This window comes from Brevundimonas sp. FV2ps16 (genome assembly GCF_058681075.1).
Genome location: NZ_CM178728.1, coordinates 3,058,391 through 3,083,680 on the forward strand (window position 1 = coordinate 3,058,391; position 25,290 = coordinate 3,083,680).

22 protein-coding genes are annotated in these 25,290 nt (G+C 67.2%); 9 read left to right on the forward strand and 13 right to left on the reverse strand.

The genetic code is table 11. From position 1 onward, the window contains the following. The first annotated feature begins 2 nt into the window (after window positions 1-2). The 4 genes from ACW170_RS14825 to ACW170_RS14840 are packed head-to-tail and all read left to right on the forward strand — an operon-like array spanning window position 3 to window position 3,022. Window positions 3-1,430: a cytochrome ubiquinol oxidase subunit I gene (locus tag ACW170_RS14825; RefSeq protein ID WP_492087392.1), complete on the forward strand. Its 1,428-nt coding sequence runs from the start codon at window positions 3-5 to the stop codon at window positions 1,428-1,430. Then, a complete protein-coding gene (cydB, locus tag ACW170_RS14830; protein WP_492087393.1) occupies window positions 1,420-2,421 on the forward strand; it encodes a cytochrome d ubiquinol oxidase subunit II in 1,002 nt (333 codons plus the stop codon). The genes ACW170_RS14825 and cydB overlap by 11 nt, the downstream gene beginning before the upstream one ends. Then, window positions 2,421-2,549, forward strand: coding sequence for a hypothetical protein (locus tag ACW170_RS14835; protein WP_492087394.1), 129 nt, complete (start codon window positions 2,421-2,423; stop codon window positions 2,547-2,549). Before cydB ends, ACW170_RS14835 begins: the two co-directional genes overlap by 1 nt. Further along, window positions 2,546-3,022 carry a methyltransferase family protein gene (locus ACW170_RS14840; protein WP_492087395.1) on the forward strand — a complete coding sequence of 159 codons (477 nt, stop codon included), beginning with the start codon at window positions 2,546-2,548 and terminating at the stop codon, window positions 3,020-3,022. Before ACW170_RS14835 ends, ACW170_RS14840 begins: the two co-directional genes overlap by 4 nt. Window positions 3,023-3,549: 527 nt before the next feature. On the opposite strand, the gene ACW170_RS14845 is transcribed toward ACW170_RS14840, so the two are convergent. After that, complete coding sequence (locus ACW170_RS14845; protein WP_492087396.1) at window positions 3,550-3,825, reverse strand: metal-sensing transcriptional repressor; 276 nt, start codon at window positions 3,823-3,825, stop codon at window positions 3,550-3,552. A gap of 69 nt (window positions 3,826-3,894) precedes the next feature. Between ACW170_RS14845 and ACW170_RS14850 the strand changes: the two genes are divergently transcribed. Further along, entirely contained in the window at window positions 3,895-5,205 is a 1,311-nt protein-coding gene (locus ACW170_RS14850; protein WP_492087397.1) for an MFS transporter, read from the forward strand. A gap of 39 nt (window positions 5,206-5,244) precedes the next feature. Here ACW170_RS14850 and ACW170_RS14855 read toward each other — a convergent pair whose 3' ends face one another. From ACW170_RS14855 to ACW170_RS14910, 12 genes are all read right to left on the reverse strand, one after another. After that, the gene (locus ACW170_RS14855; protein ID WP_492087398.1) at window positions 5,245-5,892 is read right to left on the reverse strand and encodes a transmembrane anchor protein; all 648 of its coding nucleotides are present in this window, start codon (window positions 5,890-5,892) and stop codon (window positions 5,245-5,247) included. Window positions 5,893-5,905: 13 nt separating this feature from the next. Next, the gene (locus ACW170_RS14860; protein ID WP_492087399.1) at window positions 5,906-6,634 is read right to left on the reverse strand and encodes a HupE/UreJ family protein; all 729 of its coding nucleotides are present in this window, start codon (window positions 6,632-6,634) and stop codon (window positions 5,906-5,908) included. Next, complete coding sequence (locus ACW170_RS14865) at window positions 6,631-9,816, reverse strand: efflux RND transporter permease subunit (protein ID WP_492087400.1); 3,186 nt, start codon at window positions 9,814-9,816, stop codon at window positions 6,631-6,633. The genes ACW170_RS14860 and ACW170_RS14865 overlap by 4 nt, the downstream gene beginning before the upstream one ends. 11 nt (window positions 9,817-9,827) lie before the next feature. Further along, entirely contained in the window at window positions 9,828-11,084 is a 1,257-nt protein-coding gene (locus ACW170_RS14870; RefSeq protein WP_492087401.1) for an efflux RND transporter periplasmic adaptor subunit, read from the reverse strand. After that, window positions 11,081-12,412, reverse strand: coding sequence for a TolC family protein (locus ACW170_RS14875; protein ID WP_492087402.1), 1,332 nt, complete (start codon window positions 12,410-12,412; stop codon window positions 11,081-11,083). Before ACW170_RS14875 ends, ACW170_RS14870 begins: the two co-directional genes overlap by 4 nt. 49 nt (window positions 12,413-12,461) lie before the next feature. Further along, window positions 12,462-12,893 carry a hypothetical protein gene (locus ACW170_RS14880; RefSeq protein ID WP_492087403.1) on the reverse strand — a complete coding sequence of 144 codons (432 nt, stop codon included), beginning with the start codon at window positions 12,891-12,893 and terminating at the stop codon, window positions 12,462-12,464. A 157-nt stretch (window positions 12,894-13,050) separates the two neighbouring features. Beyond that, complete coding sequence (locus ACW170_RS14885; protein ID WP_492087404.1) at window positions 13,051-14,400, reverse strand: PHP domain-containing protein; 1,350 nt, start codon at window positions 14,398-14,400, stop codon at window positions 13,051-13,053. After that, window positions 14,387-15,208, reverse strand: coding sequence for a COG4705 family protein (locus ACW170_RS14890; RefSeq protein ID WP_492087405.1), 822 nt, complete (start codon window positions 15,206-15,208; stop codon window positions 14,387-14,389). The genes ACW170_RS14885 and ACW170_RS14890 overlap by 14 nt, the downstream gene beginning before the upstream one ends. A 5-nt stretch (window positions 15,209-15,213) precedes the next feature. Then, complete coding sequence (locus tag ACW170_RS14895; protein ID WP_492087406.1) at window positions 15,214-15,855, reverse strand: hypothetical protein; 642 nt, start codon at window positions 15,853-15,855, stop codon at window positions 15,214-15,216. Window positions 15,856-16,006: 151 nt separating this feature from the next. Further along, window positions 16,007-16,372: a PepSY domain-containing protein gene (locus ACW170_RS14900; RefSeq protein WP_492087407.1), complete on the reverse strand. Its 366-nt coding sequence runs from the start codon at window positions 16,370-16,372 to the stop codon at window positions 16,007-16,009. Window positions 16,373-16,526: 154 nt separating this feature from the next. Beyond that, entirely contained in the window at window positions 16,527-17,867 is a 1,341-nt protein-coding gene (locus tag ACW170_RS14905) for a sensor histidine kinase (protein WP_492087408.1), read from the reverse strand. A 43-nt stretch (window positions 17,868-17,910) separates the two neighbouring features. Beyond that, window positions 17,911-18,588: a response regulator transcription factor gene (locus ACW170_RS14910; protein WP_492087409.1), complete on the reverse strand. Its 678-nt coding sequence runs from the start codon at window positions 18,586-18,588 to the stop codon at window positions 17,911-17,913. 594 nt (window positions 18,589-19,182) lie between these two features. Here ACW170_RS14910 and ACW170_RS14915 point away from each other — a divergent pair. Genes ACW170_RS14915 through ACW170_RS14930 form a run of 4 tightly spaced genes read left to right on the forward strand, consistent with a single transcriptional unit; the run spans window position 19,183 to window position 25,290 of the window. Continuing rightward, complete coding sequence (locus ACW170_RS14915; protein ID WP_492087410.1) at window positions 19,183-20,577, forward strand: TolC family protein; 1,395 nt, start codon at window positions 19,183-19,185, stop codon at window positions 20,575-20,577. Then, window positions 20,574-21,635, forward strand: coding sequence for an efflux RND transporter periplasmic adaptor subunit (locus ACW170_RS14920; protein WP_492087411.1), 1,062 nt, complete (start codon window positions 20,574-20,576; stop codon window positions 21,633-21,635). The genes ACW170_RS14915 and ACW170_RS14920 overlap by 4 nt, the downstream gene beginning before the upstream one ends. Continuing rightward, window positions 21,632-24,679, forward strand: a complete 3,048-nt coding sequence (locus tag ACW170_RS14925; RefSeq protein WP_492087412.1) for an efflux RND transporter permease subunit — start codon at window positions 21,632-21,634, stop codon at window positions 24,677-24,679. Before ACW170_RS14920 ends, ACW170_RS14925 begins: the two co-directional genes overlap by 4 nt. Further along, on the forward strand, window positions 24,676-25,290 hold the full coding sequence (locus ACW170_RS14930; protein WP_492087413.1) for a dual specificity protein phosphatase family protein: 615 nt from the start codon (window positions 24,676-24,678) through the stop codon (window positions 25,288-25,290). Before ACW170_RS14925 ends, ACW170_RS14930 begins: the two co-directional genes overlap by 4 nt.

Sequence of the window (25,290 nt, forward strand, 5' to 3'; positions counted from 1 at the left end):
TCATGGAGTTCGACGCTCTCATTCTGGCCCGAATGCAGTTCGCATTCACGGTCGCCTTCCACATCGTCTTCCCCGCCTTCTCGATCGGCCTGGCCAGTTATCTGGCCGTACTGGAAGGGCTCTGGTTGAAGACGGGGCGTGACGTCTACCTGAACCTGTTCAACTACTGGCTGAAGATCTTCGCCGTCGCCTTCGGCATGGGCGTCGTCTCGGGCCTGGTGATGTCTTATCAGTTCGGCACCAACTGGTCGGTCTTCTCCGACAAGGCCGGTCCGGTCATCGGCCCGCTGATGGCCTATGAAGTGCTCAGCGCCTTCTTCCTTGAAGCCGGCTTCCTGGGCGTCATGCTGTTCGGCCTGAAGCGGGTGGGCAAGAAGCTGCACTTCCTGGCGACCCTGATGGTCGCCATCGGCACCTTCGCCTCGGCCTTCTGGATCCTGTCGGTCAACAGCTGGATGCAGACGCCCCAGGGCTACGCCATCAATGCGGTTGGTCAGTTCGTACCGGTTGACTGGTTCAAGATCGTCTTCAACCCCTCCTTCCCCTTCCGCCTGGCCCATATGCTGCTGGCGGCCTATCTGACCACCGGCCTGGTCGTCGGCGCCGTCGGGGCCTGGCACCTGATCAAGGACCAGACCAACAAGGGCGCGCGCAAGATGTTCGCCATGGCCATGGGCATGATCCTGGTCGCCGCCCCCGTGCAGATCTTCATGGGCGACCTGCACGGCATCAATACGCTCGAGCATCAGCCCGCCAAGGTCATGGCGATGGAGGGTCACTTCGAAAGCCATCCCGACGGCGCGCCCCTGATCCTGTTCGGCCTGCCGGACCGTGACGCCGCCACGGTTCACGGCGCGGTGGAAATCCCCAAACTGTCGTCCCTGATCCTCAAACATGATCTGAACGCCCCCCTGGCGGGCCTCGACACCATCGACCGCGCCGACTGGCCGCCGGTCGAGATCGTCTTCTGGTCCTTCCGCATCATGGTCGGCCTGGGCATGGCCATGCTGCTGCTGGGCCTGTGGGGACTGTACGCCCGGGTGCGCAAGCGTCTGTACGCCGCCCCCTGGCTGCACCGTTTCGCCCTGGTCATGGGGCCGATGGGCTTCGTCGCGGTCCTGGCCGGCTGGATCACGACCGAAGTGGGCCGTCAGCCCTGGACCGTCTATGGCCTGCTGCGCACAGCCGACAGCGCCGCCCCGCTCGACGCCCCGGCGGTCGCCACATCTCTGGCCGCCTTCGCCATCGTCTATTTCGCCGTCTTCGGGGCGGGGGTCTTCTATATCCTGCGCCTGATGAGCCACGCGCCGCATCGCGGCGAAAGCGGTTTGCCCGAAACACCGATCCGTACAGCCGGCATCACGCCGGCTCCAGCCATCGACCCCGACCGGCCGATCCCTACCGGCGAGGAGACCGATCGTGAACATTGATCTGACCCTGGTCTGGGCCGGTCTGCTGGCCTTCGCCGTCTTCGCCTATATCGTCATGGACGGGTTCGACCTGGGCGTCGGCATCCTGTTCCCGACGCTTAAGCCGGGCGATCAGCGCGACAAGGCGATGAACTCCATCGCCCCGGTGTGGGATGGCAACGAAACCTGGCTGATCCTGGGCGGCGGCGGCCTGTTCGCCGCCTTCCCCCTGGCCTACGCCGTGCTGATGCCGGCGGTCTATACGCCGATCATCGCCATGCTGCTGGGTCTGGTGTTTCGCGGCGTGGCCTTCGAATACCGCTGGCGCACGGTGCGGGCCAAGCCGGTCTGGGACGTGGCCTTCTTCGGCGGCTCGCTGCTGGCCGCCTTCTCCCAGGGCGTGACCCTGGGGGCCATTCTGCAGGGGGTCGAGGTTTCCGGCCGGGCCTATGGCGGCGGGTGGTGGGACTGGCTCAGCCCCTTCAGCCTGCTGACCGGCGCCGCTGTCGTCGTCGGCTACGCCCTGCTGGGCGCCACCTGGCTGAACATGAAGACGGAAGGACCGCTCCAGGCCCATGCCCGCAGCCAGGCCTGGAAGCTGGGTCCGGCGACCCTGCTGATGATCGGCGCGGTCAGCCTGGCCACGCCCTTCCTCGACGGCGAATACGCGCGTCGCTGGTTCGACTGGCCCGGCGTGCTTCTGACGGCCCAGGTGCCGTTGCTCGTTCTGATCGTCGCCGCCGCCTTCTTCTGGACCATGCGCCGCAAGCGCGAGGTCTGGCCCTTCCTGCTGTCGCTGGCCTTATTCGCCGTCACATTCGCGGGGCTTGGCGTCAGCGTCTTCCCCTACGCCGTGCCCGACGAGATCACCCTGTGGCAGGCCGCCGCCCCGGCCTCCAGCCAGATGTTCATGCTGGTCGGCGCCCTGATCCTGATCCCGATCATCCTAGCCTACACCGCCTATGCCTACTGGGTGTTCCGCGGCAAGGTCGGCGACGACGGTTACCACTGATGCGTCGCGGCTCCACAACCGGGCTCCGGCAGGGCCTTTGGTTCGTCGCCCTCTGGGTGCTGGGCGTGGGCGTCCTGGGCGTGATCGCCTATCTTCTGCGCGGCGTTCTCAAACTGGCCGGCGGGTGAGGCCGCAGGCGCCGAACCGCTGGCCCTGGCCGCCGCTCATCACGGGCGGCGCCGTCCTTGTCGCGCTCCTCACGGCGCGTCTATGGACCCCGCCCGCCCTCTTCCCCGGCGCCTTTGCCGCCGGCGGCCTCCTGGTCGCCTTCGCCCTTGGCCTGGACCTCTGGGCCATGCTGGAGATGCGGCGGCGGCGCGCCAACATCCTGCCGCACCGGGCGGCGACCGCCCTGGTCACGACCGGTCCTTTCGCCTGGAGCCGCAACCCGATCTATCTCGCCAACGCACTGCTGCTGCTCGGCCTCGGCGGCCTGTTCGACAACGCCTGGTTCTTCGTGGCCGCCCTCGTCGCCGCCTTCGCCACCGACCGCCTCGCCATCCGGCGCGAGGAACAACACCTGGCGGCCCTCTTCGGCGCGGCGTGGTCCGACTATGCCTGCCGGGTGCGCCGCTGGCTGGGCCGGCGGATGACGTCGTGATCCCCTTTCGCCCGGCCCACAGACGCCTCCCTATCCCGTCGCTTCGTCGCTACCGTGGGGCTACGGGGCGCGGCATGTGAACCAAGCAGCTATGTTTCAATCACTACTCCGCAATCATCTCGCCAGAGGTCGCCCCGTATGACTGCCCCTCACTCCCACTCGATTGTTCAATGGGACAGAAAGCGCTGATTTATATGCGCTTTTTTCTTAACGGCCAGATCTTACCGACAGTAGCACTGTCACCAGAGTGAGGCTGATGAAAACGAAGAAGAATTTGGCCTAGATAAAATTCGAGTGATGTCTCGATCTATCGGGATGCGCGGTTCACGGAGGAGCCCTCGAGCTGCAGCCAAATCCAATCTCAAAACCCTGCTAATACCGACAAATCCATACCGACATGAGCGGCGATCGTGAGAGACGATACCCTCGTCTGGCTGATCGGCCAACGTCGTCAATGCGCCATGAGCAGTCATTAACAGCGTGCCACACCCTGGACGCCGGACCTGCTCAGTCATGCTCCCGGCGTGTCATAGATACTTGGTGATCGCCTTGAACTCGACCAGCGCCTGACGCGCCTCGCCTGGATCGCCCTCTGCGGCGTGGGCCAGGCAGTGATCGATGTGATCGTGGATCAGGGTCTTCTTGGCCGCCGCCACGGCCTTCTCGATCGCATGAAGCTGCTGGGCGAGATCGAGGCAGCTGCGGCCGTCTTCGATCATCGTGATGGTCTTGCGCAAATGGCCCTCGGCCCGTTTCAGCCGATTGACGATCTCGGGATGGGATTCGTGGAAGACGTGAGCCATAGTCCAAGCTTATCCCCCCCGGGGGGATAAGGCCAGCCTTGGCTGATGGCTCTTCGCTAGGACAGTTCGATGTTTTCACCCCTCCGCCACGCCGGTTATCGGCATCTGTTCATTGCCCAGGTCGCGGCCTTGCTCGGCACCGGCATGGCGACGGTGGCGCTCGGTCTGCTGGCCCATGATCTGGCCGGGGCCAACGCCGGCGAGGTTCTGGGCATGGCGCTCGCGATCAAGATGATCGCCTATATCGGCGTCGCGCCGTTCGCGAGCGCGCTCGCGGCCAGGCTTCCGCGTAAAGCCCTGCTCGTTTCGCTGGATGTCGTTCGGGCATGTGTCGCCGCCGCTCTCCCTTTCGTGGGCGAGGCCTGGCAGGTCTACGCCCTGATGACGGTGCTCTATGTCGCATCCGCCGCCTTCACCCCCGCGTTCCAGGCGATGATCCCGGACCTGCTGCCGGACGAGGCCGAATACACAAAGGCCCTGTCGCTCTCGCGCCTAGCGGCCGACCTGGAGAGCGTGGCCAGTCCGGTGCTCGCGGCCGTCCTGCTGGGCTTCATGAGTTACAACAACCTGTTCGCCGGCACGGCCCTGGGTTTCGTGATCTCGGCCGCGTTAGTCGTCAGCGCTGCCCTCCCGGTCCTGACCCAGGCGGTCCAGAAACCCTTCCTGCAGCGGCTTACCGGCGGGGTTCGCCTGTTCGCCCTGACGCCCCGTCTTCGCGGCCTGATCGCGATCAGCCTCGCCGAGGCCGCCGGCGGGGCCATGGTCTTCGTCAACACCGTGGTTCTGGTGCAGTCGCGGTTCGCCATGTCCGGACAGGCCGCCGCCTGGGCCCTGGCGGCGTTCGGGGGCGGGTCGATGGCGGCGGCGATCGCGCTCCCGCGCCTGCTGGACCGGATCGCCGACCGCACCGCCATGCTGTGGGGCGCGGCCCTCATGACGGTCGTGTTGCTGGCCGGATCGGTGCTGGCGAACAGCTATGTCGCCCTGCTCGTTCTGTGGGCGGTCATGGGGGTCGGCTATTCCCTGACCTTGACCCCGGCGGGTCGCGCGCTGCGGCGGTCTTCCAATGCGCATGATCGGCCGGCCCTGTTCGCGGCGCAGTTCGCCCTGTCCCACGCCGCCTGGCTGATCGCCTATCCCGTCGCTGGCCTCGTCAGCGCAGACGCTGACCCCAGCGCGGCCTTCCTCGTCCTGGCGGCCCTTTGCGCCATCGGAACGATCCTCGGCTTCCTGGTCTGGCCCGCCAACGACCCGGCCGACCTGCCGCATCGGCATGAGGCCTTGTCCGACGGCGATCCCCATCTGGAGGGAAGCGGGCAGACGCACAGCCACCCCTTCGTCATCGACGAGAAGCATCCGCGCTGGCCGAAGACGGACTGACGCAGTCCACCCGTCACCGGGGCGGGTGAAGGCGACGGGTCAGACGACCCGCTTCACTTCGCTGTAGGCCCCCTCAGTCCGCAGGGTGATGCTCACCGGGGCGCCGGTGCGGTTGCGCCAGAACCAGCCATGGCTGCCGGTGAAGGCGGCGGTGAGTTCGCCGGTTTCCTGCCGGGACGAACCCTTGCCGTAGGCGTGGTAGGACAGGCCAGGGCGGTCGGCGTGGGTATCGTAGTTCACCCGACCGCCGCTGCTGGTCCAGGTGAACCGGGTCTTCGCGCCCTCGGCCATGACCAGCTTGATCTCGGCGCCCTGGTCGGGTTCCAGGGTGATGACGGTCTCGTCTGTGCGGCTTGCGACCGCGCCTGTCACAGGCGGAAGCGCGCCGGCAGGCGGAGCGGCGACCGTCGGTGCGGGCGCGTCCAGGGGCGCGATCGCGGCAGTCGTCGAGCCGGCCGCTTCGGCGGCATCCTCGGCTTCGGCTTCCGCAGCCAGTTGGCGCTTGATCCGCCCCATCTCGGTGAGGCCGAACAGCGAACCGACCCGCGTCGGATCCACGCCGTACTCCGCCGGCAGGACGACGGTGACGAGAAGCGCGGTGGCGACGATCACCGCGATGCCGGTGGACTTCAGCAGTTGGCCGGTCGACGGCAGTTCGGAGGCGTCGGGCTTGTTGGCGTTGTACATTTCAGGTCTCCGGTCAGGCGACGAAGAAGCCGACGAGCTGATAGCCCGTCAGGATAAAACCGAGCGTCATGAGGACGACGTTGGCGGCATAGGCGTGACGCCAGAAGCCGGTCGTCTTCCTCCAGAAGCCCATGAGGATGAGGATGGCGCCCAGGGCCAGGAGCTGGCCGACCTCGACGCCGATGTTGAAGGCGATCAGGTTGCCGATCAGGCCGTCCCGCGACAGCTGGAAGTCCTGCAGCTTGGTCGCCAGGCCAAAGCCGTGGAACAGGCCGAAGATCAGGGTGGCGGCCCTGGTGGAGGGCTGGAAGCCGAACCACCTCTGATAGGCGCCCAGATTGTCGAGCGCCTTGTAGACGACCGACAGGCCGATGATGGCATCCACCAGATAGCTGGAAACGCTGACACTGGTCAGGACGCCCAGCAACAGGGTCGACGAGTGGCCGATGGCGAACAGCGTCACATAGGTCGAGATGTCCTTCATCCGATAGAGGAAGAAAATCACCCCGAACAGGAACAGCAGATGGTCGTAGCCGGTGACCATATGCTTGGCCCCCAGATAGACGAACGGCCAGAACAGGAAGCCGGACGTCTCCTGGATATAGCCCTTGTCGCCCTCGGCCACGCCGTGCGCGAGAGCGACGGTGAACAGGCCGTTGAGAAAAAGCACCACCAGGCCTGCGGTCAGCAGGCCGATGGGCGTTCGCATCCAGGCGGCGATGCTCTGGAGCCCCGAAGTCATGACGTCCTCCGTGGGACGGCAAAGGCAAGCCTGTCACGCCACGACCGTCTGACGCCGTCAGACGGAGACGGGCGGCCGTGGACGAGACTGTAGAGGGCGGGAAGCACGAGCAGGGTCAGCAGGGTCGAGGAGATGATCCCGCCGATGACGACCGTGGCCAGCGGGCGCTGGACCTCGGCTCCGGCCCCGACGTTGAGGGCCATGGGCACGAAGCCGAGGCTGGCGACGAGCGCCGTCATCAGCACCGGGCGAAGGCGGGTCAGCGCCCCCTCCCGGATGGCTTCGCCGAGGGGTCTGCCCTCCCCGATCAGGCTGCGGATGAAGGTGACCATCACGACGCCGTTGAGGACGGCGACCCCGGACAGGGCGATGAAGCCGACGCCGGCGGAGATGGACAGCGGCAGGCCGCGCATCATCAGGGCCGCCACGCCTCCGGTCAGGGCCAGGGGCACGCCGGAGAAGACGATGGCGCTGTCCTTGACCGACCGGAACAGGGCGAACAGCAGGCCGAAGATCAGCAGAAGCACGACCGGCACCACCAGCTGGAGCCGCTTTGAAGCCGAGATCAGCTGCTCGAACGTTCCGCCGTAGCTGATCCAGTATCCCGCGGGGACGTCGACCTCGGCCCCGACCTTCTGCTGGACCTCGGCGATGAACGACCCCAGGTCGCGGTCGCGGACATTGGCGGTGACGACCACGCGCCGTTTCCCGTCCTCGCGGCTGATCTGGTTCGGACCCTTTTCGAGGGCGATGGTGGCGACCTCTTCCAGCGGGACGAAGGCCTGCCCGCCGCCTGCTGACGGCAGCGGGATCTGGAGCCGTCCAATGGCGTCGGTATCCTGGCGAAGGGTCTCGGGCATCCGGACCACGACATCGAACCGACGGTCGCCCTCGAAGACCTGGCCCGCGACCACCCCGCCGATCGAGGTGGCGACGACCGACTGGACGTCTTCGATGCTCAGCCCCAGGCGCGACAGGGCCGCGCGGTCGGGGGTGATCTGAAGCACCGGAAGGCCTGTGACCTGTTCGACCGCCACGTCCTGGGCGCCGGGAATGGCGCCGACGACGCCCTCGACGGCCTGTCCGACCTCGAGCAGCTGCTCCAGGTCGTCGCCGAACACCTTGATCGCCACATCGGCGCGGACGCCCGAGAGCAGTTCGTTGAACCGCATCTGGATCGGCTGGGTGAACTCGTAATTGTTGCCGGGGATCAGTTCGACGGCCTCACGCATCTTCTCGACCAGTTCGGTCCTGGGTTTTCGGGGGTCAGGCCAGTCGGAGCGATCCTTCAGCATGATGAAGGTATCGGCGACCGACGGCGGCATGGGGTCGGTTGCGACCTCCGCCGTGCCGATCTTGGCGAAGACCCGCTCGACCTCGGGGAACTGTGCCAGCCGGCGTTCCAGAGCCGTCTGCATCTGCACGGCCTGGGTCAGGCTGGTGCCGGGGATGCGCAGGGCGTGCATGGCGATGTCGCCCTCGTCCAGGTTCGGGATGAACTCCGACCCCATCCGTGACGCCCCAAGACCCGCGATCGCGACCAGGGCTACGGCGACGCCCACGAAGGCGACCCGCAGCCGCAGGGCCACGTCCAGCGCGGGTTCATAGAACCGGCGTGCGCCCCGCATCAGGAAGCTGTCCTTCTCCTCGACCTTGCCCGTGACGAACAGGGCGACGGCGGCGGGCACGAAGGTCAGCGACAGGATCAGGGCGAAGGTCAGCGCCATGACGACGGTGATCGCCATCGGGTGGAACATCTTCCCCTCGACCCCGGTCAGGGCGAAGATCGGCACATAAACGAGCGTGATGATCAGGACCCCGAACATCGATGGCCGGATGACCTCGCTGGAGGCCGAGGCCGCCAGAGCGAACCGTTCCTCGCGCGACAGCAGACGGCCCAGACGATGCTGGGCCTCGCCGAAGCGACGCAGCACATTCTCGACGATGATGACGGCCCCGTCGACGATGAGGCCGAAGTCCAGCGCCCCCAGGCTCATCAGATTGCCCGAGGTGCCGGTCTGGACCATGCCGGTGATGGTCATCAGCATCGTCACAGGGATAACCGCCGCCGTGATCAGGGCGGCGCGAATGTTCCCGAGCAGGAGGAACAGCACGACGATGACCAGCAGCGCGCCTTCGAGGAGGTTCTTCTCGACGGTATGGATGGCGCGATCGACCAGGTCGGTCCGGTCATAGACGGCGACCGCATCGACGCCGGCGGGGAGCGAGCGTGCCGCGACTTCCAGCCGCGCAGCCGCCGCCTGCGACACCGTCCGGCTGTTCTCGCCGACCAGCATGAAGACCGTGCCCAGCACGATCTCCTTGCCGTTCTCGGTCGCTGCCCCGGTGCGGAGTTCCTCGCCGAGGATGACGTCGGCGACATCGCCGACGCGGATCGGCGCGCCGCTCCGGTTGGCCACGGTGATCGCGCCCAGGTCTTCGACCGAGGTGGCCTGTCCGGGCACCCGAACCAGATACTGTTCCCCGAACCGCTCGACATAGCCCGCGCCGACGTTGGCATTGTTGCGTTCCAGCGCCTCCACCACCTCGCTCAGGGTCACGCCGTAGGCGGCCAGCCGGTCGGGATAAGGGGTGACGTGATACTGGCGCTCGAACCCACCGATGGTGTTGACCTCGGTGACGCCCGGCGTGTTGCGAAGCTGGGGCCGGATGACCCAGTCCTGGAGGGTGCGCAGGTCCTCGGCGCTGTAGGGCTCGCCGTCGGGACGGCGCGCGCCCGGCTCGGCCTCGACCGTGTACATGAAGATCTCGCCGAGACCGGTCGAGATCGGACCGAGCTCCGGGATGATCCCGTCGGGCAGCTGGGCCCTGGCGGCCTGGAGCCGTTCGTTGACGAGCTGGCGCGCGAAGTAGATGTCGGTGCCGTCCTCGAAGACGACGGTGACCTGGCTCAGGCCGTAGCGGGAGATCGAGCGGGTATATTGAAGGCCCGGCACGCCGGCGATGGCGGTCTCGACCGGGAAGGTGATTCTCTGCTCGGATTCCAGCGGCGAGAAGCCGGGCGCCTCGGTGCTGATCTGCACCTGGACGTTGGTGATGTCGGGCGTGGCGTCGATGGGCAGGCGCTGGAAGCTCCAGACGCCGACTGCGCACGCCAGAAGGACAAGGGCCATGACGCTCCAGCGAAACCGGATCGACAGCGCGATGATGCGTTCAAGCATGGTCAGCGCCCCTAGTGGTCGTGGCTCGCGCCGGACTTGTCGATGTCCGCGCGAATGAGGAAGGCGCCGTCGACGACGTATTCGGTTCCGGGTTCGAGACCACCCAGAACCTCGGTCCACTCCGGCGTTCGGCGACCCAGTTCGAGCATCCGCACCTCATAAGTGTCGCCGACCCTGGCGTAGACGACCTGGAAGTCCCGGAACGGCTGGATGGCCTTGGTGCGGACCGCGAGTGGTGTCTGGGTCGTGCCGACCTGCACCGTGCCCTGAACCCCCAGACCGGGACGCCAGGCCCCGTTCTGGGACGGCAGATGGACGTGGGCGATCAGGGTCTGGCTGGTCAGGTCGGCGGTCGGCAGGACGGCCTCGATCTCGGCATTGATGCGGTGATCCCCGGCGAGGCTGCGAACCTCGACGCGCTGACCGACGCGGACGCGTTCCGCGTCGCGGGGGTAGAGGAAGAATTCGGCATGGACCTGGTTCGGATCGCCGATGACCAACACGGGTTCGTTGCCGGTGATGGCCCCGACCCCGACGTTCTTGGCCATGACCACGCCCGAGATCGGCGCGGTGACGGAATAGGTCTGGAGGCTCTCGCTGGACTCGACCCGTGCGACGACCTGGCCCCGGCGCACGCGGTCGCCCAGCTGAAGCGACAGCATCATCACCCGGCCCGGATAACGGGCATGGACGTCGGCCTTGCCCTCGGGCGTGATCTCGATCCGGCCGTTCAACGGCAGGGACTCGCCTAGATAGGCGGACCCCGCCCGCTCGGTCGTCACACCCCCCTCGCGGGCGGCGTCGGCGGTGATGACGGTCCGGCCCTCGTAGGAGGCGTAGGCCCAGGTCGAGGTCTTGCCGGCATGGGTCGCGTTGACCGCGACGTCGAACGAATGCGGCTCGAACACCACGCCGGGACTGGCCAGATAGTCCTCGGTCGCCGTGAAGGCGAAGCGATCGATCTTGCCGCCAAGACGCGTCAGGCCGATGGTCGCCTGGACCTGACGCGGGTCGAGCGGCTTATCCTTCAGATAGGGATAGAGCCGGAACAGGGGCTCCGGTCCTTCCTCGAAGATGGTCAGTTCCAGGGCGAAGTCGCCGTCACGAAGCATCCGCCCCCGGTGGGGACCGCGTTCATAGTCGGCGGCGGCGGCCTCGGCCTGTTCGCCTGCCTTTTCGGCAGGCTTGTCGCCGCAGCCGGCGACGGCGAAGGCGACGACGATCGTGGACGCGACAATCCAGCGTCGCGAAGAGGTCAGGCGGATCATGGTTGGATCTCCAGGGCGAGGATCAGGTCGCCGTGCGCGCCGGTCAGCCGGTCGAGGCGGGCGCGATCGATGTGGAATTGCTTGAGGACCGCGACCCGTCGGGCCCGGGTCTGCAGAAGGGCGGTCTGGGCGGAGATGACGTCGTTGTAGGTGAAGCCGCCCCGGTTGAAGCCGTCGCGCACGAGGACAACGGCGCGCTCGGCCTGGGGCAGGGTCTCCTCCCCGATCCGACGGGCCTCGCTGGCGCGGGCCATCTGCTGGACCTGAAGGCGCGCGATCTCCCGCTCGCGGTCGATCCGCGCCGCCGCGAGGTCGCCCTCCGCCGCGAGGCCTTCGGCGCGCGCCTGATCGATCGCGCCCCGGTTCTGATCATAGCGCTGGAGAGGGATCGATCCCCCGACGACGAAACCGACATCATTGCCGTCGCCGAAGTGGCGGACGCCGACGCTGACTGTGGCGTCCGACCGGGCGCGGGCGGTCTCCACCGCGACACGAGCCATAGCGATGTCGCGCTGGGCCAGGAAGACATCGAGATCGGCCTGGGCGGCGTTGCCGGCAACCTCTCGGGCGCCGTCCACATCGGTGAATGTCTCCTGGCCGAGCGTGAAGTCGGCGGTGCCGTCCCAGTATCTGGCGAGCGAGATGCGGGCCACGCGCACAGCGATTTCAGCCTGGTCGAAGTCGATCTGCGCCTGGGCGAGCTCGGCCTCGGCCCGCGCACCGGCGAACAGGGGATCTCGCGCCATGTCGACGCGACGCCCCACCTCGGCCGCGAACCGTTCCGCCAGATCGAGCCGCTCTCGCGCGATCTCCAGCTCGGCGTCGCTCGCCAGAGCCTCGGCCCAGGCCCGCTGGACCTGTTCGAGCCGGTCCAACTGCCGCGTGCGGGCGGTCGCTGAGACCAGCAGCCCCTCGCTTTGAGCCAAGGACACACGCGCGGACCGGTCTCCACCACGTTCAAGTCGTTGTTCGACGCTCAGCGTGGTCTCGGTGCGCGCGAACAGGTCGCCGCCGCCGAAGGCCGGAAAGTTCTCAACAAGGACCCCAAGCGTTGGATTGGGTCGGACGTCGGCTTGGCGTACGGCAGCCTCGGACGCCTGACGCCGTGCCTGTGTGGGCGCCATGGATGGATCGCTCAGGACCGCGCGACGCAGCGCCTCCTCCAGCGACAGGCTCGGTGCGTCGGCTTCTTCCGCCGTCGCCACCTGGCCAGGGGCCAGAGCAAAGGCAGGCGTCGGCGGCCAGGCAGCCGCCAGGGTGAGCGCAAGGGCCGAAACGGCCGTCAGTCGCGCCCACGATCCGGCACGGCCGGACGATGGGGTGGGCAAGGGAGTTCTCCAGAAACAAGGGCGCGCGCGACCGGTCGGCCGCGCCGGATCAGATGACCGTGCGCGTCTGTTTCGGAGGATCGTCGAGGCCTTCGCCGTCGTGCCCGGGACGGGAATGATCCCGGGAGGGGCGCTTCATCCTCTCCGCCGACCGGAGTACGGCCAGCATGACTTGCCCCGCCGGGGGAGCCGCATTCGGGTGATCGCCATGCGACGCATGATGGTGGGCGTCGATGCGAGGTCCCGTTTCGTCCTCGGTCCCGTTTGACGCGACGTCGTGGTCAGGGTCGGCATCGGACGGCGCGACGTGGACGTGGAGCGGATCGTGGTCCGCATCGAGACCGCTTAGGGGCGAGGCCACGGGGGGCCAGTCGGAGGCATGGGCGAGTTCATGCCGCGTGTCCGACGCGCCATGCAGGCTCACGACCACCACAGCGGCGGCGCAAAAGCTCACACAGAGGATGCGGAATTGACGAAGCAAGAAGTTCTCCCGACTCCTGCCATAGGGTGCGTCTCCCACCATGGCAACGGTTCGAGGGCCGTCCACCTGCGCACCACGCGTCCCAATGCGCGTTCGATGAGGCCTTTTCAATTGGCCACGCCCTCATCAAGCCCGCATCTACCGGACGGGATCCACGTCAGTCGCCGACCAGATCGCCTCTCGCGTAGATCGGATTCGAATAGATCCACGTCATCTCGCGTCCGGGTCCCAGCAGCGTCCGTAAGCTCGTGACGACCTCGACCCGGAACACACCCTGACGGTTGTCGACGACGTCCAGGCCGTCAGCCCCAGGCTGGCTTTCCGCGATGGAGACGCCGTTTCTCAGAAGCCGGATAGCCGGACGGAGCCGTGCCGCAGAAGCCGGCAACACGATGCTGTAGCGCGTTGGGCACCCCGCAGGAATCTCGTCGCCCATCCAGGCCAGACGGTCATCCTGAGCGGCCGTAAACATGAAGCCGGTCGCGTCGGCCAACTGGTCGACAGCGACATACAGGTGGCCCTCCCGGAAGGCATCGTAGAGGATGGATCTGTCGGCTTCGAACTCCCCCTGAAAGGGAACGGTGCTGAGAATATGGTCGCTTGCGATCCGCATGATTTCGCCGGCGGGCGGAAAGGCCATGCGGCGGCCGCCCGCCACCTCGATGGACTGGTGGATGTCGGGCGCGTAGACGCCGACGAAGCGACGGCTCTGTCCGATCGTGTCCCACAGCCGCAGGCTGCGCGTTGGATGAACGCCCAGCGTGAGATAGGCGGATGCCCGATCGAACGGCAGGATTGCCAAGGCCGCGGCCTTGGCAAGAAGGGGCGCGGCCTCGAAGGAGTCCGCCAGATCCAGGATTTCCATCCCGTCGATCCGCCGGTCGATATTGCCGCGCCAGGCCCACCTGCGGTGTGTCGGGTGGGCCACGAAAGTCAGACCCCCGGCGCCCGAGACAGCGGACAGAAGGGCGGTGGTCGGCATGGCATCTTCAACCGTGGCCGCATCGCCGCCGAGAGCGAGAAGATGGCCTTCCGGCCGGGAACTCTCCATCCCCGTGAGCATGAGGACGTCGCCGTTCCAGCCCTCGCGGTGATCGATGATCGGCTGAAGCGTGTTGTGATCGGTGACGATGACGAACCTGAGACCCTGCGCGCCGGCAGCCTTGGCCAGGCTATCGTAGGAGCCGGTGGCGTCCTCCGAATAGTCGCTGTGAACGTGAACCAGGCCGGCGTAATCGTAAGGGGAAGTGAGGGATCGGGCCGTCGGCAATTGGTCCTGGGTGTGCTGTGGCGCCTGCGTCCCCGGCGTGGGTGTGGGCAGGGCCATCGCGGTCGTGCCGGCACCGGCGCCGGCGTCGGAAACATGCCCCACGAGACCGGCCGAAACGGCGATCACGAACAGAACCCACAGGCTCGGCCAGTCACGGCCCCGCCCCCCAGATGGCGACGGTGACAGGGTTGTCATCGGATCAGCTTTCGCCGAGCCACATCCGTCATCGGCGATCACCGGTCATGGGTCTTGAATCCGGCAGGCCGGGCCCATGCCCGCCCTGCCGCGTCGAAAGCGCAAAGACCACAGCAGCGATGACGGCGAAGAAGATAAGGCTCACCCGCTCCGCGCCGAATCCCAGCCCGCCGCTTGCCGAGGGTTGCGACAGCAGGTCCCCGATCGAGGCGCCGAATGGACGCGTCAGCACATAGGCGACCCAGAAGATCAGAACGGCGTCGGCCTTGAAGACGAAGTAGGCTGCCGCCGCCGCCACGATCATGCCGCCGAAAACGGCTGCCGACAGCGCATAGCCCCAGTGCAGCGTCTCGGCCACGAGGTCGCCCGCGGCGGTACCGAGCGCGAAGGTGAAGAGGATCGCGGCCCAGTAAAACAGCTCTCTGGGCCGGGTGACGATACTGTGGATCGACAGGGTGCGTTCGCGGCTGAACCAGACGGCGAAGGTGGCACCGAGCAGGACGACGAACGTGGCGGTCGAGACAAATAGACTCACGCCGAGCCGGTCCGTCAGATTGTCCGTGATCAGGGTCCCGACCACGCTGAGCAGCACGACCGTCAGCCAGTAGATCACCGGCATGTATCGCCGGACTCGCAGCTGGATGAAAAGCATCACCAGGAGCAGCAGCGTCATCACGGCAGAGGTGCCGGCCAGTCCCAGACCCATCCGCACCGCCAGATCGTCCGCGCCGGTCTCGCCGATGGTGGTGGCCATGATCTTGATCACCCAGAACGACAGGGTGATTTCGGGCACCTTGTTCATCATCGTCGCGAAAGATGCGCGGTTCGAGCGGGGGGCCAACTCAGCCATGGATTTCAGACCTTTGGCTTGGCGAAGTAGGCTTCGAGTTCATCGACCAGATCGAGTTCGGTCTGATCAACACGGAGGGCGGCCGCCGGCTCCTGGTTGCGCGCCGCCGTCTTGAGCCCCGTGATCGCGGCGGAGACGCGCTGCTGAAGCGTCGCATCGGTGACGCGCGGCGCGATCAGCCGCCACTGGGCCTCCGCGAAATCCGCCGCGACGACGGCGTCCCCCCAGCGCTGCGGCTGAGCGGCCAGATCCGCCCCGTAGCGGAAACCGGCGTAGTCCAGGAGACTGACCTCCACGGGCACCCCATCGCTTGAGGGACCAGAGGAGACGAACAGCCGAAAGGCCTCGACCGAGGCGATAGCCAGGTCGGCGCGGTTCAGCGAGGCGCGGGCGGCGTCGATCTCCGTCAGCCGTCGCGCCAAGGTTTCTGCGGGCGAAGCGGCAAGGGTCTTGCCGTCTCGCGCCGCGGCCTTGCGCGCCTGGGCGATCAGCCCATCCAGCTGCGCCGGAGTAGCAGTAAAGGCCTGTTCCGTGAGGCCCTCGAAATACTCGGACGCCGGCAGGGGCGCGGTGTCGGTGCCCGCAGGCGTCGCCGCGACCGGCGCCGGTGATCCGGGGGCGCGCTCAGGTTTCTGACATCCGGCCATGGTGCCGGCGATCGCGGCCAGACAAAGGAGGGAGCGCAGTGGACGAGCGTGGCGAAGATCTGCCGAGAACATGGTGAGGCCTTTCAAAGGAAGGTTGGTCCGACCTGCGGGCGATGAGCCGCGGAGGGTCGGGCTCCGCGGCTCGCGTCCGTCAGTCGGGGTTCGGCCCTTCCTGTTGATTTTCCAGCACGGCTCCGGTCCCGGCATCGACGCCGACCTCGAAGGCCTTTCCGTCGCTGCGGATATCGAACGAATAACGCAGACCCGTTCCACCGGCCTCCCGTTCGAGTTCGTGATCGGTGATCTGCCCCGGACGGGCCTGAAGGGCGATGGCCTCAGCCTGGGCCAGAGTGACCTGGGCCTGGGCCATCAGCGCCCCGCTTTCGTCGGCTTCGTCGGCTTCGTCGGCCTCGGAGGCTTCGGCCTGGTGTTGGGCTGGACGGTGGGCCGTCTGCGCCACGGCGAAGCCGCCGATCGACAGGGACACGACCGCGGCGGTCAGGATGATGCGCTTCATGGTAACTCCGATCACTGGGAGGCGATTTGCCTCGAGCGCATCATCGGCCGGGCCATGTTCGCAGAACATGATCGCAACATTGCATCTTGCGCATCATGCTCGCCGGACGACTCTGCCCCGGGGAACGTCGGGCTCCGGGCGGCAACGAATGTCGCTATCTGTTGGACCCAGGCGGGAGAACCGCCGGCAGGCTCAGGCTGATGGCCAGGCCGGGCGTTCGATTGGTGATCGCGAGCGGAGCCTCGTGGAGGGCCGCGATTGCCGCGACCATCGCCAGACCGAGCCCGGAGCCGGCGGTGTGCCGACTTTGGTCGACCCTGTAGAAGCGTCGCGTCAGAAGCTTCAAGGCCTCCTCCGGGGCACCCGGGCCGTCATCGACGACGCTGAGCCGAACGTCCTCGCCCTCGTTGCGGACACAGACCTGAATGATGCGCCCCGGCGCCCCATGGACAAGCGCGTTGTCGATCAGGCTGGCTATCACCTGAGCCAGCATGGTGGGGTCCCCGTTCACCATCGCAACGGGATCGACCTCAAGCGACAGCGCTCGGCCACTCTGATCGGCCGCGGGCTGGTAGGCGTCGACGACGTCCGTGGCCAGAATCGACAGATTGACCTTCTGGAATCGTCGGCCGCCGCTGCCTTCGATCTGCGCGAGACGCAGAAGGGCCGCGAATATCTCGAGGAGGTGATCGGTTTCCTCAACGGCATCGGCGATCAGGCCTTCTCTGGCCCCTGCATCGGCGGACTGCGCATCCTCGAGCGTATTGCGCAGCCGGGTCAGCGGCGTCCTCAGATCGTGGGCGACGTCCGAAGACACCTGCCTGACGGCTTCCATGGCGGCTTCGAGACGCTCGAGCATGGCGTTCAATGTCGCGGCGAGATCGTCAAACTCACGCCCGAAGCCGAGCGACGGCAGGCGCTCGCTAAGATCTCCGCCCATGACCCGTTCCGCGGCCGCACCGATGTCCTGCAGGCGTCGCAGAAGCAGAACCCCCAACCCCGCGCCTCCCGCCAGGGCGAGCAGGACCAGGGCCGACCCGCCCCACCAGGCCAGACCCCGCAGCCATTGGCGCAACTCGGCGAGAGCATAGGTGTCGCGCCCCACCGCGACGAAGGTGCCGTCCCGGGCATGAGCCGTCAGGACAAAGACCTCGATGCGACCGGAAACACCGTCCCCTTCGTCGGCCGCGGCGGGGATGCTGAACCGGCCCGCCCCCCTGATCGTCTCCACAGACGCGGGCAGGCCGGCATCCAACCGCTGTCCATCGGGCGCGACGACCCGGTAGCTGAAGCGTTCGGGCTGACCGCCCGAGACATGTTCCCTCAGCGACGCGATCAGGGCGGGACCGCCCTCCGCGTTGGCGTCGGCCACCAGGACGGCGACCTGATCGCGCAGTGCGTCCCGGGCGGTTTCCTCGGCGAAACGTCCGACGGCCACATCCAGGGTGACCAGCAGAGCGGCGGTGCCCAGTCCAAACACGAGCGCGAACGCCAAGGCGAGACGGACGGTGGTTGTGTGCCACAGGCGGGTCGGGGTTCTATTCCGGTTCATCGATCACATACCCCACGCCACGAAGCGTGCGGATCAGTTCAGCCCCGAAGCCTCGATCCACCTTCGAACGGAGGCGGCTGACGTGAGCGTCCACGATGTTGGTCCGGGGGTCGAAGTGAAAACCCCACAGGCTCTCCAGAAGCATGGTTCGCGTGACCGTCTCACCCTTGCGGCGCGCCAGATACTCCAGCAGCTTGTATTCCTGCGGCGTGAGCTCGATCCGGCGTTGAGCCCGCCTCACCCTGCGTCGCGCGGTATCGATCTCAAGGTCGAAGATGCGGATCGTTTCGGCGAGCCCCGAGAGCGGTGGCCGTCGAACCAGAGCATTCAGCCGCGCGAGCAACTCGCTGAAGGCAAAGGGTTTGACGAGATAGTCGTCGGCCCCGCGTTCCAGCCCCGTCACCCGGTCCTCGACCGATCCAAGCGCGGTGAGAACCAGGACGGGGGCATTCACACCCTCGGCGCGCAACAGCCTGATGGCTTCAAGGCCGGAGAAGCCCGGCAGCATCCGGTCCATGACGATCGCGTCGTGCCCGCCGACCATGCCCATCTGGACACCGTCGTCGGCGGTATGTGCGACGTCGACGGTATGACCGTTCTCCGTTAACCCGCGGGCGATGAACGCGGCGGTCCGTTCGTCATCCTCGACGACGAGCACTTTCATAGCTGGAGATCGCGGGCCATCGCCGCACATGACCACGAACCGCGGAACCCAGCCAGCGATGGGCAGGCTCGGCAGAGAGATTTAATGCGATCGTCAGACTGAGCGTAAGTGGCAGGGCCTAGCCACTGCGCATGGGAGACCAACGAAATGATGCGTCTGGAAAGGTGCCCCCCGGCGCCTGGACGCTCCAGCCGATCGAGCGACTGACCCCGAGCCTGGGCGGGACCAGGGGAACACGCTCGGCATGACGGCTGCTTCGCGCGACCGGTTCGAATGCCGGACCGTCATGAGCGTGCCCACCCGGCCTGGCCGACCGGCTGGCAACCTCGTCGTCAGGCCAGGCAAGGGCGCAGATCCCTTCGCCCGCCCCCGCCAAGGGCCTGGGTCACCCCCCGGCGGCTCCGGTCTTTCGAACAGGGCCAGGCCGTGGTTCAGAATAAACCAAGCCATGGCCGGAAATGCGGTGTCTAATGAACGCGCGCTGGTCGACGTACTGGACGAGCGTTGCAAGCTCGCGGCCCCACGCTCCGCCTGGGCCGCCGGGCCTTCGGGGATGGCGATCCTGATCATGGGGAGCCCTGAGTGGGTGCGCTGATGCGTCGACCCGAAAGAACGACTTGGGACTGTGCGGCGAGGAGCTGGGCTCTTGAAGCGCCGAGCAGGGCCGTAGCGTGCCTCGCCGTCTTCGTTCTGGGCGGCTGCGCATCTTATTGGCAGGCTGACCTGCCGGGCCGGCCGCCCCCCGATCCGTCGGCGACGGAACTCGCGACCGGCGCCGCCCGGCTCGACCATGCCCGGCTCGATCCGGTGGACATCGACCTGTCTTTGCCCTTGTCGCCGGAGCAGCTGGGCGTCATCGCCGTGATCGCCAACCCTGATCTGAAAGCCGAGCGCGCCAGGCTGGGGGTCACCGAGGCCCAGGTGTTCGAGGCCGGCCTCCTGCCGGATCCCCAGTTCTCCTTCAGTCTCGACCGGCCCGTTTCCGCACCCGGCCTGGTGGACGCCATCGCCGGCGGCCTCGGCCTCGACACCTCCAGTTTCTATATGCGACGTGTGAGGCAGCGATCCGCCCAGGCGTCGCGGGATCAGGTCAAGCTCGACCTTGCGTGGCAGGAATGGCAGGCGGCAGGTCAGGCGCGGCTACTGGCGTCCCGCATCGGCGGTCTGGAAGGCATTCGGCGGCTTGCCGTCGAAGCCTCGTTGGCCGCGGATGACGCGCTTGACCGGACCCTGAGAGCCGTGGCGCGTGGCGATCTTCCGGCGAGCGACCTCGAGGCACGCAGGATCTCGGCGGCTGATGCGGGAGATCGTGCCCGGACCGCCGAACGCGACCTGCTGGCGGCCCGGTTCGCCTTGAACGCGGCTCTGGGCCTGTCGCCGGACTTCGTCATCGCCCTGATTGCCCCCCCGAATCTCCACCGGACTGCCCCCGACCCGGCCGGCCTGGTCGAGCAGGCCTATCGTCAGCGCCTCGATCTGGCTGCCCTACGGGCCGGCTATGAAGGCCAGGACGCCAATCTGCGACTTGCCCTGCTGCAACAGTATCCCCGGCTGAACCTGTCCCTGAACGCGGCGCGGGACACGGGCGCGGTGCGAACCAATGGGGTGGCGATCGGCTTCGACCTGCCCCTGTGGAACCGGAACCGCGGCGCCATCGCGATACAGGACGCCACGCGTGAACAACTCCGCGCCGAATACGAGGCGCGCCTGTTCGCCGCACGATCGGACATCACGACCTTGATCGCCGCCTACCGTATCGGCATCCGGCAACGCGACGAGCTCGAGGCCCAGGTCGCGCCGCTGAGGCAGACGGTCGAAGCCTTCGAACGGGCCGGCGCGCGCGGTGACATCGCGCGGGCCACGGCCGAGACGGCGAGACAGGCTCTGACCGACAAGGAGATTGCTCTGGCGGGCCTGGATCAGGCCCTGGCGGAACAATGGGTGGCGCTGGAACTGGCCTCCGGCGCCTTGATCGGGGATGGCGAATGAAGCGGATTGTGGCAGGCTTGGCGGCGTTGACGCTGGTGCTGGCGGGTTGCTCGAAGCCGGCGGAGAAGGCGGCCCCGCCTGTGGCGACGGTGCGCACCGCCCCGGTCGTCACCCAGATGCTCGACGAGACCGTCACCGCCTATGGACAGGTGGAGTTCAACCCGTCCGCCGTCCGGACCCTGACCGCGACCTTTGAGGCCCAGGTGGCCCAGGTCCATGTCAGCATCGGCGAGGCGGTGCGAGCCGGCCAACCGATCGTGACCCTTGTGGCCAGCCCGACGACCCGTCTTGATCTGGATCGTCTCGCCCGGGAGGCCAGCGTGACAACCGCCGAACATGCGCGGCTTCAGCGCCTTCGCGCCGACGGCCTTGCCGCCGACGCCGAGGTCACGGTGGCGGAAGCGGCCGCGGCCACGGCCCGCGAGGCCAGCGCCAACCTGCGCCGTCTGACTGGCGGAGGTCAGATCACGCTGCGCGCGCCGGTCAGCGGCGTGATCGACAGCCTTCCCATAAGCCCCGGCGCTCTGATCAGCACCGGCGGCGCGGTCGCCGGTCTGGGTTCGACCAGCCTGCTGAACGCACGTCTCGGCATTGAAGTCGAGGATGCACAACGCATCCGTCCCGGCTCCGAGATCCGTCTGACCGGCCTGCACGAGGGTGGAGCGGCGGTCCAGACCCGGGTGGCCTCCGTGGACCGTCGGGTAGAGCCCGCCACTCGCCTCGCCGCCGTGATCGTCTCCCTGCCCCCCGGCAGCCCGGTCCTGCCCGGTGAGGCGCTCAAGGGACAGATCGTCATCGGTACGCTGCCGAACGCCACCGTCGCGCCCCGGGCGGCGGTCCTCTATGACGGAGATCGACCCTATGTGTTCGTCGTCGTACGCAATGTCGCCTCGCGTCGGCCGGTCACCGTCGGACTGGAACAGGCCGATGTCGTGCAACTGACCAGCGGCGTCGCTCCGGGTGAACGGGTGGTCGTCGACGGCGGTCCGGCACTGACGGACGGTATGACCACGCGAGAAGGGCCGCCCCCGGCCTCAACCCCGTCGGGCACGCCGTGAGCCGCTGGCTCAGCGGCCAGGTCCGCTTCATCGTTCTGGCCTTTGCTCTGCTGGCGCTGTCGGGATCGGCCTCCGCCTTGCGGCTGCCGGTCAGCCTGTTCCCCCATATCGACTTTCCGCGGGTCGTGGTCGCCCTGGACGCCGGCGACCGCCCCGTCGACCAGATGGTCAACCAGGTGACGCGCCCGGTCGAACAGGCCCTGCGTACCGTGCCCGGCGTGGTGGGCGTCCGATCGACCAGCAGCCGCGGATCGGCCGAGCTTTCGGTCAATTTCGCCTGGGGCGCGGACATGGTGGCGGCCACCCTGCAGGCGGAATCGGCCGTGAACGCCGTGGTGCCCGACCTGCCCGCCGGCACCCGCTTCGAGGTCCGGCGCATGGACCCGACGGTCTTTCCGGTCCTGGGCCTCGCCCTCGTGTCATCCAGCCGCGACCCGATTGCGCTGCGTGACTTCGGCCGTCTCCAGCTCGCACCCCTGCTCTCGTCGGTGCCGGGCGTCGCCAGCGTCAATGTCCTCGGTGGCCAGGAAAAGGAATACCAGGTTCTGGCCGACCCGGCCCGCCTCCAGGCGCTCGGCATCTCGATCGAGGATCTCGCCCGCACCCTGTCTTCCAACAATGTGGTGGTCGCAACGGGCCGGCTGGAAGACCGCTATCGCCTCTATCTGGTCCTGGCCGACAACCGTCTGACCGGCATCGACGACATTCGCCGCACGGTCGTCCAGACGGGCACACGCGGCGTGGTCGAACTGGACGACATCGCCCAGGTCGTCACCCGCGAGACCCCCCAGTGGACCCGCGTGACCTCGCAGGGACGGGACGCGGTCCTGTTGAACATCCGCCAGACCCCGGACGCCAACAGCGTCGCCCTGGTCAAGGAGGTGAGAAAGCGGATTGCGGAGTTCGGCTCCCAGACGCCGCCGGACGTGCAGATCATCACCTACTACGATCAATCCCAGCTGGTCACGGCCGCCGCCAGCAGCGTGAGGGACTCCATCCTCCTGGGCGCCCTGCTGGCCGGGATCGTCCTGTTCGTCTTTCTGCGCAGCCTGCGCTTCATGCTGATCGTCGCCCTGTTGCTGCCCGCGACACTGGCGGCCACGACCATCGTGCTCGGCCTGATGGGCATGAGCTTCAACATGATGACCCTCGGCGGCATGGCGGCCGCCGTCGGCCTGGTCGTCGACGATGCGGTCGTGATGCTCGAACATCTGATGCGTCGACTGCAGGAGCGCCATCGCGATGCCACCACCGGCGGCAGCGTGCTGGACGCGGCGTCGGAAATGATCCGTCCCCTGATCGGATCGACGCTGGCGACGGTGCTCGTCTTCGCTCCGCTGGCCTTCCTCGGCGGGGTCACGGGCGGCTTCTTCAAGGCCCTGGCGGTCACGATGTCGGCAGCCCTCGGGATTTCCCTTCTGTTCGCCCTGTTCGTCGCGCCGCTCCTGGCCGACCGCTGGGTGCGGGACAGGGACGTGCAGCAGGCCGAGAAGAGCGGCGCGATTCTTGACCGCTTCGGATCCCGCTACGAGACGTTGATGCACCGCCTGCTCAAGGCCCCGGGCCGGATTGCATTGATCGTCGGGCTCGTCATGCTCGTGGTGGGCGGCTTCGCCTACACCCGCGTCGGTTCCGGCTTCATGCCCAAAATGGACGAGGGCGGCTTCATCCTCGACTACTACGCGGCGCCCGGCACCTCCCTGGCAGAGACCGACCGGCTGCTGAGACAGGTCGAAGTCATCCTGCAGAACACACCCGACGTCGAAAGCTATTCGCGCCGAACGGGCCTGCAGCTTGGCGGAGGGCTGTCCGAGGCCAATGAGGGCGACTTCTTCGTGCGCCTGAAGGCCAAGGGACGGCGGCCGATCGAGGCGGTGACCGCCGACGTCCGCGGCCGCGTCGAAGCGACCGTGCCGGGACTGACGATCTCCACAGCCCAGCTGATGGAGGACCTCATCGGTGACCTGACCGCGGTGCCGCAACCGATCGAGGTCAAGCTGCTGGGTGCGGACGAAGGTGCGCTGAAGGCCGCCTCCCCCCTGGTCGTCGACGCCATCGGAAAGATACGCGGCGTGATCGAGGTCGACGGGGGTCTGCGGGTCGCCGGCGATGCCATCGTCATCACCGTCGACCGACCGGCCGCCGCGCTTGAAGGGCTTGATCCGGAGGCCATCACGCGACAGCTCGATATGTTGACCGGCGGCTCGGTCATCGGCCAGATCCAGGAAGGCGACAAGCTGGTCGGGGTCCGGGTCTGGACCGAAGGCTCCCTGCGCGACCGGGTCCGCACCCTTGAGGACCTGCCTCTGCGCGCGCCCGACGGTCACGCCCTGCCGCTAAAACGCATAGCGACCCTGTCGATCGCGCCGGGCCAGCCTCAGATCACCCGCGAGAACCTGCAGCCTCTGGTCGCGGTGACGGCGCGCCTCGAGGGCCGCGATCTGGGCTCGGCCATGCGCGAGGTGTCACAGACCGTGTCGCGGCTGAGCCTGCCGGCCGGGGTCCGGGTCGAATACGGAGGCCTCTACGCCGAGCAGCAGAAGTCGTTCCGCGACTTGGCTGTCGTGTTCGTCTCGGCCTTGCTGCTGGTGGGCCTGTTGTTCCTCTTCCTGTTCCGAAGCTGGGCGGCGGTCGGCAGCATTATCGCCACCCTGATCCTTGCGGCATCCAGCGTCTTCCTGGGCCTGTGGGTCACGGGCACCGAGCTAAACATCTCGGCGATGATGGGGCTGACCATGGTAATCGGCATCGTCGCCGAACTGGGCGTCTTCTACCTCGCGGAGCTGCCCGGTGGCGAACGACCCGCCCACACGGCGCTGATCGCCGCAGGGCGCGCGCGGCTGCGGCCTATCCTGATGTCGGCGCTGATCGCCATCCTCGCCTTGGCACCTCTGGCGCTGGGGCTCGGCGAAGGCTCGGCAATGCAAAAACCGCTGGCCATCGCCATCATCACCGGGCTGCTGGCCGGCGTGCCCCTGATCCTCGTCTTCTGCCCCGCCCTACTCGCCTACCTGTCAACTCCGCCTCGGGAACCCCTCAAATGAAGCCGAACCTGCTGCCTGTTCGTCGCCGGGGAACGGTGGTCAAGTTTATTCTGGGCTTGGGTGCGGCCACCCTTTGGGTCTTCGCCAGTATCGGCCTCATCGTTGTTGCCTTCGTCAGCTTCACCATGGCCAATGGGAACTTCCACGCGGTCGCTCGCAACGAGGCGTTCCGGTCGGCTCAGCCCTCGCCCGGAGACCTGGAGCGATATGCACGAGAGAATGGCATCCGCACGGTAATCAACCTGAGAGGCGAGAACCGATCCGAGCGCTGGTATCGCGACGAGATCAGCGCGGCTCGCCAACTGGGTCTGCACCATGTGGATTTCAGGATGTCCGCCCGCCGTGGAATTACCAACGACGAGGCTTGGCGTTTGATCGAGATCATGCGCGACGCCCCAAAGCCCATCCTGATCCACTGCGAGTCGGGTGCCGATCGCAGTGGCCTCGCCTCAGCGCTTTATGTTGCGGGGGTTCAGGGACTTGGTGAGGAAGAGGCCGAACGACAGCTATCGCTCCGATACGGTCACGTCGCGGCACCCTTCGGCAAGGGATGGGGCTCGACCGTCACCTGGGAGCGGATGGAGCCTTCGCTCGGCTTCAACAACAGCTGA

Coding starts and splice junctions, on each gene's coding strand:
- ACW170_RS14920 (WP_492087411.1), top strand. CDS start 20,574: ATGAAGCGGATTGTGGCAGGCTTGGCGGCGTTGACGCTGGTGCTGGCG.
- ACW170_RS14890 (WP_492087405.1), bottom strand. CDS start 15,208: ATGGCTGAGTTGGCCCCCCGCTCGAACCGCGCATCTTTCGCGACGATG.
- ACW170_RS14930 (WP_492087413.1), top strand. CDS start 24,676: ATGAAGCCGAACCTGCTGCCTGTTCGTCGCCGGGGAACGGTGGTCAAG.
- ACW170_RS14835 (WP_492087394.1), top strand. CDS start 2,421: ATGCGTCGCGGCTCCACAACCGGGCTCCGGCAGGGCCTTTGGTTCGTC.
- ACW170_RS14850 (WP_492087397.1), top strand. CDS start 3,895: ATGTTTTCACCCCTCCGCCACGCCGGTTATCGGCATCTGTTCATTGCC.
- ACW170_RS14845 (WP_492087396.1), bottom strand. CDS start 3,825: ATGGCTCACGTCTTCCACGAATCCCATCCCGAGATCGTCAATCGGCTG.
- ACW170_RS14915 (WP_492087410.1), top strand. CDS start 19,183: ATGCGTCGACCCGAAAGAACGACTTGGGACTGTGCGGCGAGGAGCTGG.
- ACW170_RS14870 (WP_492087401.1), bottom strand. CDS start 11,084: ATGATCCGCCTGACCTCTTCGCGACGCTGGATTGTCGCGTCCACGATC.
- ACW170_RS14910 (WP_492087409.1), bottom strand. CDS start 18,588: ATGAAAGTGCTCGTCGTCGAGGATGACGAACGGACCGCCGCGTTCATC.
- ACW170_RS14900 (WP_492087407.1), bottom strand. CDS start 16,372: ATGAAGCGCATCATCCTGACCGCCGCGGTCGTGTCCCTGTCGATCGGC.
- ACW170_RS14855 (WP_492087398.1), bottom strand. CDS start 5,892: ATGTACAACGCCAACAAGCCCGACGCCTCCGAACTGCCGTCGACCGGC.
- ACW170_RS14860 (WP_492087399.1), bottom strand. CDS start 6,634: ATGACTTCGGGGCTCCAGAGCATCGCCGCCTGGATGCGAACGCCCATC.
- ACW170_RS14825 (WP_492087392.1), top strand. CDS start 3: ATGGAGTTCGACGCTCTCATTCTGGCCCGAATGCAGTTCGCATTCACG.
- ACW170_RS14865 (WP_492087400.1), bottom strand. CDS start 9,816: ATGCTTGAACGCATCATCGCGCTGTCGATCCGGTTTCGCTGGAGCGTC.
- ACW170_RS14895 (WP_492087406.1), bottom strand. CDS start 15,855: ATGGCCGGATGTCAGAAACCTGAGCGCGCCCCCGGATCACCGGCGCCG.